Origin of the sequence: Mycobacterium sp., from assembly GCF_049281135.1 — a bacterium.
In the GTDB taxonomy this organism is placed as follows: Bacteria; Actinomycetota; Actinomycetes; order Mycobacteriales; family Mycobacteriaceae; genus Mycobacterium.
This window is the reverse complement of sequence record NZ_JBAPRN010000819.1, coordinates 1-12,742: the sequence shown is the minus strand read 5'-3', so window position 1 is coordinate 12,742 and position 12,742 is coordinate 1. Positions and strand designations below refer to the sequence as shown.

At 65.5% G+C, this 12,742-nt stretch carries 14 protein-coding genes; 10 read left to right on the top strand and 4 right to left on the bottom strand.

Going from position 1 to position 12,742, the window contains the following annotated elements; all coding sequences use genetic code 11:
* From WAN02_RS32680 to WAN02_RS32660, 5 genes are all read left to right on the top strand, one after another.
* A partial coding sequence (locus WAN02_RS32680) for a hypothetical protein (RefSeq protein ID WP_422269506.1) occupies nucleotides 1–837 on the top strand: 837 nt, incomplete at its 5' end.
* 14 nt (nucleotides 838–851) lie between these two features.
* On the top strand, nucleotides 852–1,367 hold the full coding sequence (locus WAN02_RS32675; protein ID WP_422269505.1) for a hypothetical protein: 516 nt from the start codon (nucleotides 852–854) through the stop codon (nucleotides 1,365–1,367).
* Entirely contained in the window at nucleotides 1,364–2,179 is an 816-nt protein-coding gene (locus tag WAN02_RS32670) for a 2OG-Fe(II) oxygenase (RefSeq protein WP_422269504.1), read from the top strand. The genes WAN02_RS32675 and WAN02_RS32670 overlap by 4 nt, the downstream gene beginning before the upstream one ends.
* 5 nt (nucleotides 2,180–2,184) lie before the next feature.
* A complete protein-coding gene (locus tag WAN02_RS32665) occupies nucleotides 2,185–2,916 on the top strand; it encodes an SDR family NAD(P)-dependent oxidoreductase (RefSeq protein WP_422269503.1) in 732 nt (243 codons plus the stop codon).
* 113 nt (nucleotides 2,917–3,029) lie between these two features.
* A complete protein-coding gene (locus tag WAN02_RS32660) occupies nucleotides 3,030–3,419 on the top strand; it encodes a DUF3349 domain-containing protein (protein WP_422269502.1) in 390 nt (129 codons plus the stop codon).
* Here the strand turns inward: WAN02_RS32660 and WAN02_RS32655 are convergent.
* The 3 genes from WAN02_RS32655 to WAN02_RS32645 form a co-directional block, all read right to left on the bottom strand.
* Nucleotides 3,408–4,448 carry an NAD(P)-dependent alcohol dehydrogenase gene (locus WAN02_RS32655; protein WP_422269501.1) on the bottom strand — a complete coding sequence of 347 codons (1,041 nt, stop codon included), beginning with the start codon at nucleotides 4,446–4,448 and terminating at the stop codon, nucleotides 3,408–3,410. The two genes, WAN02_RS32660 and WAN02_RS32655, sit on opposite strands and share 12 nt — an antisense overlap.
* Nucleotides 4,449–4,605: 157 nt before the next feature.
* On the bottom strand, nucleotides 4,606–5,577 hold the full coding sequence (locus WAN02_RS32650) for a PE-PPE domain-containing protein (RefSeq protein WP_422269500.1): 972 nt from the start codon (nucleotides 5,575–5,577) through the stop codon (nucleotides 4,606–4,608).
* A 66-nt stretch (nucleotides 5,578–5,643) separates the two neighbouring features.
* A complete protein-coding gene (locus WAN02_RS32645) occupies nucleotides 5,644–6,732 on the bottom strand; it encodes an iron-siderophore ABC transporter substrate-binding protein (protein ID WP_422269507.1) in 1,089 nt (362 codons plus the stop codon).
* A 195-nt stretch (nucleotides 6,733–6,927) separates the two neighbouring features.
* Here WAN02_RS32645 and ctaD point away from each other — a divergent pair, with 195 nt between their 5' ends.
* Genes ctaD through WAN02_RS32620 form a run of 5 tightly spaced genes read left to right on the top strand, consistent with a single transcriptional unit; the run spans nucleotide 6,928 to nucleotide 12,400 of the window.
* Nucleotides 6,928–8,673 (top strand): cytochrome c oxidase subunit I, encoded by a 1,746-nt coding sequence (gene ctaD / locus WAN02_RS32640; protein ID WP_422269499.1) that lies wholly within the window; start codon nucleotides 6,928–6,930, stop codon nucleotides 8,671–8,673.
* 25 nt (nucleotides 8,674–8,698) lie between these two features.
* Complete coding sequence (serB, locus tag WAN02_RS32635; protein ID WP_422269498.1) at nucleotides 8,699–9,928, top strand: phosphoserine phosphatase SerB; 1,230 nt, start codon at nucleotides 8,699–8,701, stop codon at nucleotides 9,926–9,928.
* Nucleotides 9,929–9,978: 50 nt separating this feature from the next.
* On the top strand, nucleotides 9,979–10,821 hold the full coding sequence (locus WAN02_RS32630) for an ABC transporter ATP-binding protein (RefSeq protein ID WP_422269497.1): 843 nt from the start codon (nucleotides 9,979–9,981) through the stop codon (nucleotides 10,819–10,821).
* Nucleotides 10,818–11,645 (top strand): NUDIX hydrolase, encoded by an 828-nt coding sequence (locus tag WAN02_RS32625; protein WP_422269496.1) that lies wholly within the window; start codon nucleotides 10,818–10,820, stop codon nucleotides 11,643–11,645. The genes WAN02_RS32630 and WAN02_RS32625 overlap by 4 nt, the downstream gene beginning before the upstream one ends.
* Complete coding sequence (locus tag WAN02_RS32620) at nucleotides 11,633–12,400, top strand: enoyl-CoA hydratase (protein WP_422269495.1); 768 nt, start codon at nucleotides 11,633–11,635, stop codon at nucleotides 12,398–12,400. The genes WAN02_RS32625 and WAN02_RS32620 overlap by 13 nt, the downstream gene beginning before the upstream one ends.
* Before the next feature lie 27 nt (nucleotides 12,401–12,427).
* Here WAN02_RS32620 and WAN02_RS32615 read toward each other — a convergent pair.
* Nucleotides 12,428–12,742, bottom strand: a 315-nt coding sequence (locus WAN02_RS32615; RefSeq protein WP_422269494.1) for a nuclear transport factor 2 family protein, incomplete at its 5' end; no start/stop codon positions are given.

Here is a 12,742-nt window from a genome sequence, read left to right as displayed (position 1 = left end):
ACTGGCGACAAGAATGATGAGGGGGCTACCAAGCTCACCCTCCCCATGGCATACAAAGCCTCGGACCTGGACCCACCGAAGAATCTCTGGGTGCAAGGCGTCAAAGAGAGCGCACAAATGGGCGATGTGAAGATTTCGATCAGCGCGGGCAGGAAGGAGCTGAGCTCGGTTCGGTTCACCGTGGTGTGGGTCGACAAACCGGTCGTCCGGTGGAAAGAGACTGACAATGTCTCCGACAAGAACGCAAAAAGAGACAATTACCAGAACTACACGATCGACAAGAATTTCAAACTCGGGTTCCAGGACTTCCAGGACCACTGGGGCTTCGGTACTGAAGCGGGTGGCACAGTCCACCCGAACAAATTCAAATTCCCGGGCTCCGATCTCCACCTCGACCGCGACGTAGAGGTCAGCGTCTTCCGTGGTGCGAACCTCTGGCGGCCGCCGGAGTCATTCAGTGCCACGATCCCGCCGGGCAATGACATCAAGACGCGCATGTTGTGCGATGATCCGGCGGCGGACGTGTATCCGCCCTGGAAGGGAACCACAATTTTCGGCCTTGACACTCCCGGTCTCGCACTCAAAGAGGGCCCAGACGCGATACAGCCGAAGGGGACAATCTTCCGCGCACGTGCCAATTTCAAAGCGTTCGCATCCGTGCTCGCGCAAGGGGAGGCTGTGCGGTGTTCGGAAATCTCTTACTACTACATGAGGATTTCGATGCAGCAGACCGCCGCTCCCGATGGAAACACCTGGGTGCGGATCAACGACGTCGCCCACGACAACGAAGTTGGCGCTGCGTCGTACCCGACGCCCCTTACCTGGGATCTGCAGTAAGGAAGGGGCTCATCGTGACAGATCTTGAAGCACTCGCATCAGATGATGCCGGGACCAGGCGCTTAGCGGCCGAGAACATTCATCGCAACCGGGACGTACCGTACGAGGACATTCAGGCGATCGCCGAGAAGTACATCATCCAGGGGCGAAAGGGCGGCACGGTCCATGACTGCCTCCGGCTGCTGGGCAAACTGCAGGCGCGCGACCAGTGCCCCTACCTCGTCTCGCGACTGGAGTACCGCTTCTTCGAGCTGGCCCGGCTCCGGCCGCCCCCGATCGAAACGACGTTTCCCGCCGTCGGCGCACTGATCGACATCGGCCTGCCCGCGGTGCGGCCGGTGCTTGACCGGCTGCGCGGCGAGACGTTGGACGAGGCACTTCTCGCGGGCGCAGGGGTGCTGAGCGGCATCCTTGGCAAGAAGGGCGCCGTCGGCCGCGTCGAGGCCGAGAAGAAGACCGCGACCCGCGCGGAGGCCGAGTCTCTCGACCGTGTTCGCGACCTTCTCACCACGCACTACATGCTGTCGTGACGGCCCAGGCAATCCAACAGGACACATGCGCGCCGGAGCCGGCGGCGGTGATCCGCAGCCGACGCTGGTGGCGGCGCGACCGACCATTCGCGCACTTCGTCGCAACCGACGTCTTTACACCCGATTTCTACGCCGAGCTTGAGGAGGCTTTCCGCGGCATGCTCGCGCGCGGACTCGGTGAGGCGTTTCGGCACAGCAGCGGATACGACGCCTATATCCATCACTTGGCGCCGGACATTGACGGCCCGCTGTCGTTCTTCGTCTCACGTGGCTGGCACGAACTGCTCGCCGGCGTGGCGGACGTCAGGGTGACTGACGACGTCAGCGCCGCCCTGCACCATCACGAGCCGGGTAGTAGGGACGGCACGGTCCACAACGACCTCAACCCGGGCTGGTTCCCCACTACCGCGGACACCCGCGCGGACGTGCGCGGCGCCATCCGCGCGGATGGCATCAATTGCGTCTCATCGGACCTGTGCGATTACAAGCACGGCAAGCCGCACGCACCCGGGATCACGCCGGTTGAGAGGACACGCGCGGTCGCGATGATCTACTTCCTCAACAACGCGCCGTGGAAAAAGGGAAACGGCGGCGAGTGCGCCTTATACGCACATCGCAGCGCCGTCGCAGCGCAGACGATCGCCCCGGTCAGCAACTCGCTGCTGCTCTTCGAGTGCACGCCCTGGTCCTACCACCGTTTCCTGTCGAACCGGGTCGGCGCTAGGGACAGCGTCATCCTGTGGCTGCACCGCGAGCGCGAGCAAGCCGTAGAGCGTTGGGGCGAGCGGTCGATCGTGCGGTGGTCGCGCTGAAACGGGTGTGCCTGCTGACCGGTGCCAGCGGCCGGCTCGGTACCGCGTTCTGCCGCGCTTACGCGGACCGCTACGACATCGTCGCCGTGTACCGGACGCGTCCGCCCGCTGTCGTCAGCCAGTTACAGCGCATGGTCGACCCCCTTGCGCCCGGCGGTTCCCAAGAGAATGGCGATCCCCCGGAGAACGCCCATCCCGTGTTTGCGGTGCAAGCGGACCTCTCGCGGGATGCGGACCTGGCCCGCGTCGTAGAGGTGGCACTAGCGCGCTTCGACCGGATCGACGTGGTCATCCACGCGGCCGTCCGATATGGGTTCGGGTCCATCCTGGGCAGCGACGCGGTCAGCGACAGCGCCGAGGAGCAGCTCAAGCTCAATGTTGTTGTCCCCCTAAGGCTCGCGGCATTAGTGGCGCGCGAGTTCTGGCAGAAGGATGACATGGCCAACCGCGCAGACAACCGCTCGTGGATCAATGTGAGCAGCACGTCCGCGACCAATGTCTACACCGGCAGGGGACAGAGCGTCTACGCCGCGGCCAAGGCCGGGATGAACGCGCTGACTCGGCACATGGCAGATGAGTTCGCTGCGATCGGCGTGCGCGTGAACGCCATCGCGCCGAACAGCTTCCCGCGGTTGGTCAGCACCGCGTCCGTCGTTGCTGGGCTCCGTGAGCTCGACGAGAGCAGCGTGACCGGCAAGATCCTCACGATCGACCGCAGGGGCAACAGCCTCGCCTAAAGGACTGGAACTTCTCGGCCCGCAGCAGCTCATTCCGTGAACGCCGCGTGAATTGTGAAAATAGCGGGTGGCGAAAGTGGCATCGCCGACCTTGCAGCCGTGACACTGGTGGCGTGGCGTTAACCCCTTCTTCAGCGGCGGCCTCGGCGGCCAACTTCTTCCGTTCAGTGATCCATTGGCTGCAGGTCGGTTACCCCGACGGCGTTCCGGGCCCGGACCGGCTCGCGCTGCTGGAGCTGTTACGCAGCAGCCCGCTACTAAGCGAGGAAGAGATCACCGAAGTCGTCGACTCGATCGACGAGGAAGAATTGTCGAACGACAGCGTCAACCGGGACGTCATCGCGGACTTCATCTCCGACATGACTCATTACGACGCCGGCCCCGAGAACATCGCGCGGGTCGCCGCCAGGCTCGCCGCCGCCGGATGGCCGCTGTTCGGTATCAACGATCACGGCGACGACGCCGACACGACGGCGGCCTCAGGGGCTAACTCACAGAGTTGATACGTCGATCACGAAGCGGTATCGCACGTCGCTGGCCAGCACCCGCTCATAGGCTTCGTTGACGTAATCGGCCTGGATGACTTCGATTTCGGGCAGCGTGTTGTGCTCGGCGCAAAAGTCCAGCATCTCCTGGGTCTCGGCAATGCCGCCGATGTTCGACCCGGACAGGCTGCGACGCGCCAGCGCCAGCGGGAAGGCCGGCACCTCCATCGGGTGCTCGGGGATACCCAGCTCGACGAGGCTGCCGTCGACGTCAAGCAGGTTCAGGTAGTCGCCGAGGTTCAGGTTCGCCGACACGGTGTTCAGGATGAGGTCGAAGCTGCTGCGCAACGTCTTGAAGGTGTCGCGGTCGGCGGTGGCGTAGTAGTGCTTGGCGCCTAGGCGCAGTCCGTCTTCCATCTTCTTCAGCGACTGCGACAGCACCGTCACCTCGGCGCCCATCGCGGCACCAAGCTTGACGCCCATGTGTCCGAGGCCGCCCAGCCCGATGATCGCCAGCCGGGTTTCCGGGCCGGCCTTCCAGTGCCGCAGCGGCGAAAAAAGCGTGATGCCGGCGCACAGCAGCGGGGCCGCGGCGTCCAGGGGCAGCGATTCGGGGATGTGCAGGACAAAGTTCTCGTTGACGACGACCGCCTGGCTGTATCCGCCCTGCGTGACGGTGCCGTCCTTGTCGATGGTGTTGTAGGTAAACGTCGCACCGTTCTTGCAGTACTTCTCGAGCCCGGCCGCACAGCTGCTGCAGTGGCCGCAGGAGTTCACCATGCAGCCCACCCCGACGTGGTCGCCGACCTTGTGCTTGGTGACGTCGGAGCCGACGGCGGTGACGACGCCGGCAATTTCGTGGCCGGGCACGATGGGGTAGTTGGGCGTACCCCACTCCGATTTGACGGTGTGGATGTCGGAGTGGCAGATGCCGGCGAACTTGATGTCGATGGCGACGTCGTGCGGGCCGGGGTCGCGTCGCTCGATCGTGGTCTTGGTCAGGTGCCCCGTCTTGTCGGAGGCGGCGTAAGCGGAAACGGTGCTCATCGGCTGATCCTTATGCATGCGCTTATGTTGGCTATCGAATTCTATTGAACGCCATCAACATTAGCATAGACAGGCTATGTATTCTCGTCGGTGCGTTCGATCTCACATCGCCGGCCAGATGTTGGATGCACCGCTGCGCGGTGCGCCGCGACTCAGGTCAGAACGCGTTGGTCAAATAGAAGTCGAGAGATTGCACCACGCTCTCGAGCAGTCCGCTGCCGGCGGCCCCGTGCTCGAATACTGCGCTGAGCCACGCGTCACCGTTGTTGAAGTTGTCGGGGATGTCGACGTAGGTGAGGTCGGCGCCGTTGGTGGTGATGGTCGCGTCAGCGATTTCGGCCGGCGTCAACCCCAGGTACTCGACGTGCTGGAGGAACAGGCCCTCGATTGTTCCCAGCAGACCTCCGGATTCGAAGTCCTGTTGGAACTGTGCGACCCCATCGCCGTCCAGCGAGTAGATGGTCGTGGGGTACAGATCACCCGGCGTCACGTTTCCAAGAACTTGGTCAAAGCCGAGATCGGTGAGAAGCGTGTTCGTCTCACTTGCCCCGAATAGCGAGTCGAGGTCCGGCACCAGATTCGGCCATACCCCGGTGTCCGCGAGGGAAGGGTCACCGATGAACACGAAGTGCAGGTCCGCGCTGGGGATGCCGTCCGCTTCGAGTCGGCTCATAGCGATGGACTCGGCGGTGGCGCTTTGGGAGTATCCGAAGATCGTCAGCGGGTCCGAGGCGCTGAAAGTGCCTGGATTGGCCGTGAATTCGTTCTCCACGGCGAGAACGACGTCGTCCGCGGCCGTCAGGCTACTCGGGCCCTGCTGGATCAGTTCGGGTGTCGTCAGCACCTGCAACGGCGCGGCACATGGGTCGGTCCCGATCATGTCGCAGACCGTCGAGGAGGTCGCGCCACCGTCGAAACCCAGCGGGTTCAGAAACAGATTCTCGGCGGCCTGTGCGAAGGCGGTCGACGGCGTCGGTTCGGTGGTTCCACCGAGGATGATCGCCGTGTCGCTCCCAGCGAGCGGGTCGTCTGCGCGGGCGACTTGGCTGCTCAGCACGCTCGCGATGCCCACGAACAACCCGACGGTCGCTACCTTCGCGAGCGACGTCTGCACAGTGATCCGCGTCATCGCATCTTCTTAGCCGAAGTTAATGGTGATTACCAGGAATTCCGGCGGATCGGGTGTTTTCTACGGCTAGTTGATCGGCGCGTTGATCCAACGAAGGTCGTCGATGATGCCGCGAGCGGCGATCACGCCCTCACCGGTCTGCCAGATCTCGTTGTTGACCACGAACACCCGGTTGTCGCGGGTGGCCGCGAGCCTGCGCCACGAGTCGCTGTCGAAGATCGTGGGCGCGCGGTCTTTGGCGGCCGGCGAGTCAAACGACACGTACACGATGTCCGCGTCGGCCTTGGAGAAGTCCGCGTTGTTCGCCAGGTCGGTGTCAGTGCTGCCCACCTCGATGTAGGGCTTGTCGGTAAACCGTTGCGCCGCAGGGCGATCAACGCCGATCGTGGTCAACACGCTGGCCGGGAAGTTGTCGGTTCCGTAGATCCGGATGGCGTTCTCGGTGAACTGCACGACGGAGGCCTGGTAGTGGCCGGCATCGTGCGCGGCGCCGTCGTCGTGTGCCTTCGTGGTGAAGTGGTCGATCACATCGCCCGCGGCGTCGGCGCGCGCGGTCGCCTCGCCGACCCCGCGAAAGTTGTTCTGCCAGGCCGCGCCCGGCGACCCGGTGAACACCGTCGGTGCAATGGCGGCCAGTGCCGAATACAGCTTCGGCGTCAGGGCCTGCGAGCCGAGAATCAGGTCCGGCTTGGCGGCCTTGATCGCGGCTAGGTCGGGGTTGCTGCGGGTGCCGACGCCCGGCAGCTTGTGCACGACGGTGCCCAGATACGAGGGCTGATCCGACGACCCGTCCGGCAGCGCGGCTCCGACAATCCGCGACTGCAGGCCCAGCGCGCACAGGGCGTCGAGCTGGTCGCCGGAGAGCACGACGATGCGTTGCGGATCGTCGGGAACCTCAGCGGTGTCCGGCTCGACCCCGGCCGCGTTGTGGGCGGTCCGCGTCGACGGCCCGGCATCCGCGCCGGCTGGTTCCGGTGCGCACGACTCGTCGGGCCGACGCTGGTTGCCCAACACGCCGGCACCAGCGATCTGGGTCGTACTGGTGATCACCGACGCCGACGACGCCCCGTTTCCGCCGGATGACCCGGAGGTGCAGCCGCCGCCTGTGGCGGCCGCAATTGCTGTGGCGGCGGCCGCGGCCAACGCGGGTCGCATAGCCCTGAGCAGCACGGTCCGACGTTAACATCTGGCCAGCTGAGACCGACTCCGCCAGCACGCGTCGGCAGCCGGCAAAAGTGTTCACCGGCTTATTACGACAGTTTGTAGGACCTGTCCGTCGCGGCGCCCACTCGAACGCTAGACTCAAAAGCCACTGATCCCGGTTGCCCTGCTCGACGTTTGGAGGAGCTCTTGACTGCCGAAGCGCCCCCGCTGGGAGAACTCGAGGCTAGTCGTCCTTACCCGCCGCGAACAGGCCCTAAAGGCAACCTGATCTACCGGCTGATCACCACCACCGATCACAAGCTGATCGGGATCATGTACGTGGTCGCCTGCTTCATCTTCTTCTTCATCGGCGGGCTACTCGCTCTGCTGATGCGCACCGAATTGGCTGCGCCGGGACTGCAGTTCCTGTCCAACGAGCAGTTCAACCAGCTGTTCACCATGCACGGCACGATCATGCTGCTGTTCTATGCGACGCCGATCGTGTTCGGCTTCGCCAACCTGGTGCTGCCGTTGCAGATCGGGGCGCCGGACGTGGCGTTCCCGCGCCTGAACGCCTTCTCGTTCTGGCTGTTCTTGTTCGGCGCGACGATCGGCATGGCGGGCTTCATCACGCCCGGCGGTGCCGCCGACTTCGGCTGGACCGCCTACACGCCGCTGACCGACGCCATCCACTCGCCGGGCGCCGGCGCCGACCTGTGGATCATGGGCCTGATCGTCGCCGGTCTGGGCACCATCCTGGGCGCGGTCAACATGATCACCACCGTCGTGTGTATGCGGGCGCCGGGTATGACGATGTTCCGGATGCCGATCTTTACCTGGAACATCCTGGTGACGTCCATCCTGGTGCTGCTGGCCTTCCCGCTGCTGACCGCTGCACTGTTCGGACTAGCCGCCGACCGCCATCTAGGTGCGCACATCTACGACTCAGCCAACGGCGGAGTTCTGTTGTGGCAGCACCTGTTCTGGTTCTTCGGACACCCCGAGGTCTACATCGTGGCGTTGCCGTTCTTCGGCATCGTGACCGAGATCTTCCCGGTGTTCTCGCGTAAGCCGATCTTCGGCTACACCACGCTGGTCTACGCGACGCTGTCGATCGCCGCACTGTCGGTCGCGGTGTGGGCGCACCACATGTTCGCCACCGGCGCGGTGCTGCTGCCGTTCTTCTCCTTCATGACCTACCTGATCGCGGTGCCGACCGGGATCAAGTTCTTCAACTGGGTGGGCACGATGTGGAAGGGGCAGTTGACGTTCGAGACGCCGATGCTGTTCTCGATCGGCTTCATGATCACGTTCCTGCTGGGTGGCCTCACCGGTGTGCTGCTGGCCAGCCCGCCGCTGGACTTCCACGTCACCGACAGCTACTTCGTTGTCGCGCACTTCCACTACGTCCTCTTCGGCACCATCGTGTTCGCCACCTTCGCCGGCACCTACTTCTGGTTCCCGAAGATGACCGGCCGACTGCTCGACGAGCGACTGGGCAAGCTGCATTTCTGGTTGACGTTCATCGGTTTCCACACGACGTTCCTGATCCAGCACTGGCTGGGCGACCTCGGGATGCCGCGTCGCTACGCCGATTACCTGCCCACTGACGGGTTCCAGCCCTACAACGTCGTGTCGACGATCGGTGCGTTCATCCTTGGTGTGTCGATGATTCCGTTCGTCTGGAACGTCTTCAAGAGCTGGCGCTACGGCGAGGTGGTCACGGTCGACGACCCGTGGGGATACGGCAACTCGCTGGAGTGGGCGACCAGTTGCCCGCCGCCGCGGCACAACTTCACCGAGCTGCCCCGGATCCGTTCGGAGCGGCCGGCATTCGAGCTGCATTACCCGCACATGGTCGACCGACTGCGCGCCGAGGCGCACGTGGGCCGGGCCCACGGGCCGTCGGACGGCGACGTCACCCGAGCCGACGACGTCAGCGTTCGCACGTAATGGGCGCTAGCGGCGGCAATTTGGGGTGAGTACGCCCCGCAAGGTGTCGGCGTTGATCACCGTCACCGGTCACGACAAGCCAGGCGTGACGTCGGCGCTCTTCGAAGTTCTTTCGGGACACGAGGTTGAGCTGCTCAACGTCGAACAGGTGGTGATCCGGAACCGGCTGACGCTCGGCGTACTGGTGTCGGCGCCGCTGGACGAAGCCACGGAGTTACGCGATCAGGTCGAAGCGGCGATCCACGCCGTTGGCCTCGACGTCACCATCGAGCGCAGCGACGATCTGCCGGTCATCCAGGACCCCTCGACGCACACGATCATGGTGCTGGGCAGGCCGATCACTGCCGAAGCGTTCGGCAGGGTTGCCCACGAGGTGGCCGCTCTGAGCGTCAACATCGACCTCATCCGCGGCGTGTCGGACTATCCGGTCACCGGCCTGGAACTGCGGGTGTCGGTGCCGCGCGGGGTCGGCGGGCAGCTGCAGGAAGTGCTGACCCGGGTGGCCGCCGACGTCGGCGTCGACGTGGCGCTGGAGGACTACAGCATCGCGCGGCGCGCCAAACGGCTCATCGTGTTCGACGTCGACTCGACGCTGATCCAGCAGGAAGTCATCGAGATGCTCGCCGCCCGCGCGGGAGCGTTGGACGCGGTCGCCGCGATCACGGAGGCCGCGATGCGCGGTGAACTCGACTTCGCCGAATCGCTGCATCAGCGGGTCGGCACGCTGGCGGGCCTGCCCGCCGAGGTGCTCGAGGAGGTCGCCGAAGCCGTGGAGCTGACCCCCGGTGCGCGGACCACAATCCGCACGCTGCGCCGGCTGGGTTACCACGTGGGTGTGGTCTCCGGCGGATTCCGGCAGGTCATCGAGCCGTTGGCGCATGAGCTGATGCTGGACTTCGTTGCCGCCAACGAGCTCGAGATCGTCGACGGCAAGCTCACCGGGCGGGTCATCGGTCAGATCGTCGATCGCGCGGGTAAAGCCAAGGCGCTCAGGGACTTTGCTCATCAGGTCGGGGTGCCGATGGCGCAGACGGTCGCCGTCGGTGACGGGGCCAACGACATCGACATGCTGGCCGCGGCCGGCCTGGGTGTGGCGTTCAATGCGAAACCCGCGCTGCGGGAAGTCGCCGATGCGTCTCTGAGCCACCCCTACCTGGACACGGTGCTGTTTCTGCTCGGCGTGACGCGCGGCGAGATCGAGGCCGCGGACGCGCTCGACGGCGTGGTGCGCCGCGTCGACATCCCACCGGAGTAGCGGCGCGACCCGACAGCCGTGATGGCGTCGCGGTACGGCACGATGGGCGGGTGGCCGAAACCGGGAGCGAGGCAGTCGACCCCGATCTGTTGGTCGACTTCACCGATGTGACGCTGCGCCGCGACGGCCACACCCTGGTCGGGCCGGTGACCTGGTCGGTCGAGCTCGACGAACGCTGGGTGATCATCGGGGCCAACGGCGCCGGCAAGACGTCGTTGCTGCGTATCGCCGCGGCCGCCGAGCATCCCTCGTCGGGGGTCGCCTACGTGTTGGGGGAGCGCCTCGGCCGGGTCGACATGTCCGAGCTGCGCTCGCGGGTGGGTTTGAGTTCCTCGGCGCTGGCGCAACGGATTCCGGGCAACGAGGTGGTGCGCGACCTGGTCGTCTCGGCCGGCTACGCGGTGCTGGGCCGCTGGCGGGAACGCTACGAAGACGTCGATTACCACCAGGCGATCGACATGTTGGAAAGCCTGGGCGCCGAGCACCTGGCCGACCGCACCTACGAAACCCTGTCGGAAGGTGAGCGCAAGCGAATCCTGATCGCACGGGCGTTGATGACCGACCCTGAGTTGCTGCTGCTCGACGAACCCGCGGCCGGTCTCGACCTGGGCGGGCGCGAGGAACTTGTATCGCGGCTGGCCGATCTGGCCGCCGATCCTGACGCGCCGGCGCTGGTCCTGGTCACCCATCACGTCGAGGAGATTCCGCCCGGTTTCAGCCACTGCATGCTGTTGTCCGAGGGACAGGTCGTCGCGGCAGGTTTGCTGTCCGACGTGCTGACCGGAGACAATCTGTCCGCGGCGTTCGGCCAATCGATTGCAGTTGACGTGATCGACGGGCGCTACTTCGCCCGGCGCTTTCGTGGCCGCGCGGCCCATCGGAGGCACTCATGACTGACGACTCGTACGTCCCGTTGCCGGCCCGGCCGGCCGCGACCGTGATGCTGGTGCGCGAACTCCGAGAGAACCCAGCCGGCATCGCCGTTTTCCTGATGCGGCGCCACGCTGCAATGGAATTCGCCGCCGGAACGGTGGTGTTCCCCGGCGGTGGCGTCGACGATCGCGACCGCAACGCCGACATCGCCTGGGCGGGGCCGCCGCCGGCGTGGTGGGCACAGCGTTTCGGCACCGACGATGAGCTGGCCGAGGCGCTGGTGTGCGCCGCCGCGCGCGAGACCTTCGAAGAGTGCGGTGTGCTGTTCGCCGGCCCGGCCGACGACCCGCGCGCCATCGTCGGCGACGCATCGGTCTACCGCGAATCCCGTCGGGCGCTGGCCGACCGGACACTGTCGTTCGCCGACTTCCTGCGCCGCGAAAACCTGGTCCTGCGCGCCGATCTGCTGCGGCCGTGGGCCAACTGGGTGACACCCGAAAACGAGCGCACCCGTCGTTACGACACCTACTTCTTCGTCGGGGCGCTGCCGGAAGGTCAGCGCGCCGACGGCGACAACACCGAATCCGACCGGGCGGAGTGGGCGACGCCGCAGGCGGCCATCGCCGAATTCGAAGCCGGCCGCTGCTTCCTGCTGCCGCCGACCTGGACTCAGTTGGATTCGCTGAACGGGCGCACGGTTGCCGACGTGCTGGCCGTCGAACGTCAGATCGTGACCGTGCAACCGAACCTCGAAATCGACGGCGACAACTGGATTTTCGAGTTCTTCGACTCCGACCGGTATCACCGGGCCCGCAAAGCCGGCGGATTGGGGTGGCGGATTTGAGCGAGTTCGTCAGCGTCCGCCTGGGAACGCGCCATCCGGGCGTGGGGACTTTGGCGCTGTCGCGGCCGCCGACCAACGCCACGACGCGGCAGGTCTATCGGGAGCTGCAGCAGGCCGCCGCCGAGGTCAGCAACCGCGAAGATGTCGCGGCCGTCGTCCTCTTCGGTGGCCACGAGATCTTCTCCGCGGGCGACGACGTTCCCCAGCTGCGAACGTTGACCACGTCGGAGGTCGACAGCTGGGTGCGCGTGCACCGCGCTGCCGTCGACGCCGTCGCGGCGATCCCCAAGCCGACCGTCGCCGCGATCACCGGATACGCGCTGGGCGCCGGCTTGGGGCTGGCGCTGGCCGCAGATTGGCGGGTGAGCGGCGACAACGTGCGGTTCGGTGCGACGGAGATATTGGCCGGCTTGGTGCCCGGCGGCGACGGCATGGCGCGGTTGGTCCGCACGGTCGGGGCCAGTCGCGCGAAGGAGCTGGTCTACAGCGGCCGGTTTTTCGACGCTGAAGAGGCCCTGGAGCTGGGTCTGATCGACGAGATGGTGGCTCCGGACGGCGTGTATGACGCCGCTGCGGCCTGGGCGAGCCGCTTCGTCGACGGACCCCGGGCGGCGTTCGCCGCGGCCAAGGCCGGCATCGACGGCGTCTATGCGCTGGCACCGGCCGGGCGTTGGGATGCCGAGCGGCGCCGCTACCTCGACGTGTTCGCCGACAGCTTGCGGCGGCCGGCGGCTCAGGTGACTAACAAACCTTAGGCAGGCGAATCCAGGCGCCGCAGCTCACTAATCGGGCAGGGAACGGGCCACGGCCTCAGCGACAGCATTGGTGTTGCCGTACTCCCAGCTGCGGTGTTGGACAATGCGTTCGATGCGCCAGCCGGTGTCGGTGCGGCACATGTGGTTGGTGTAGGAGCCACGCAATAGGTAGTAGTCCCCGGCCTCGGCGCCCTCAAGCAGATGCTGGGCGAACATGTAGGAGTGGCAAATCGCTCGATCGGGATCGATGTCATCGAATTCGATGACATGGTTGGGACTGAGGTGCTGAGTCGCGGTAAACCCGTTCAGAGCAAATGAGACCTCAGCCACGAAGTCGTCGCG

Excerpts from the sequence above, each read along its gene's own strand:
- WAN02_RS32625 (WP_422269496.1), top strand. The coding sequence starts at position 10,818 with ATGACTGACGACTCGTACGTCCCGTTGCCGGCCCGGCCGGCCGCGACC.
- WAN02_RS32645 (WP_422269507.1), bottom strand. The coding sequence starts at position 6,732 with ATGCGACCCGCGTTGGCCGCGGCCGCCGCCACAGCAATTGCGGCCGCC.
- WAN02_RS32650 (WP_422269500.1), bottom strand. The coding sequence starts at position 5,577 with ATGACGCGGATCACTGTGCAGACGTCGCTCGCGAAGGTAGCGACCGTC.
- WAN02_RS32655 (WP_422269501.1), bottom strand. The coding sequence starts at position 4,448 with ATGAGCACCGTTTCCGCTTACGCCGCCTCCGACAAGACGGGGCACCTG.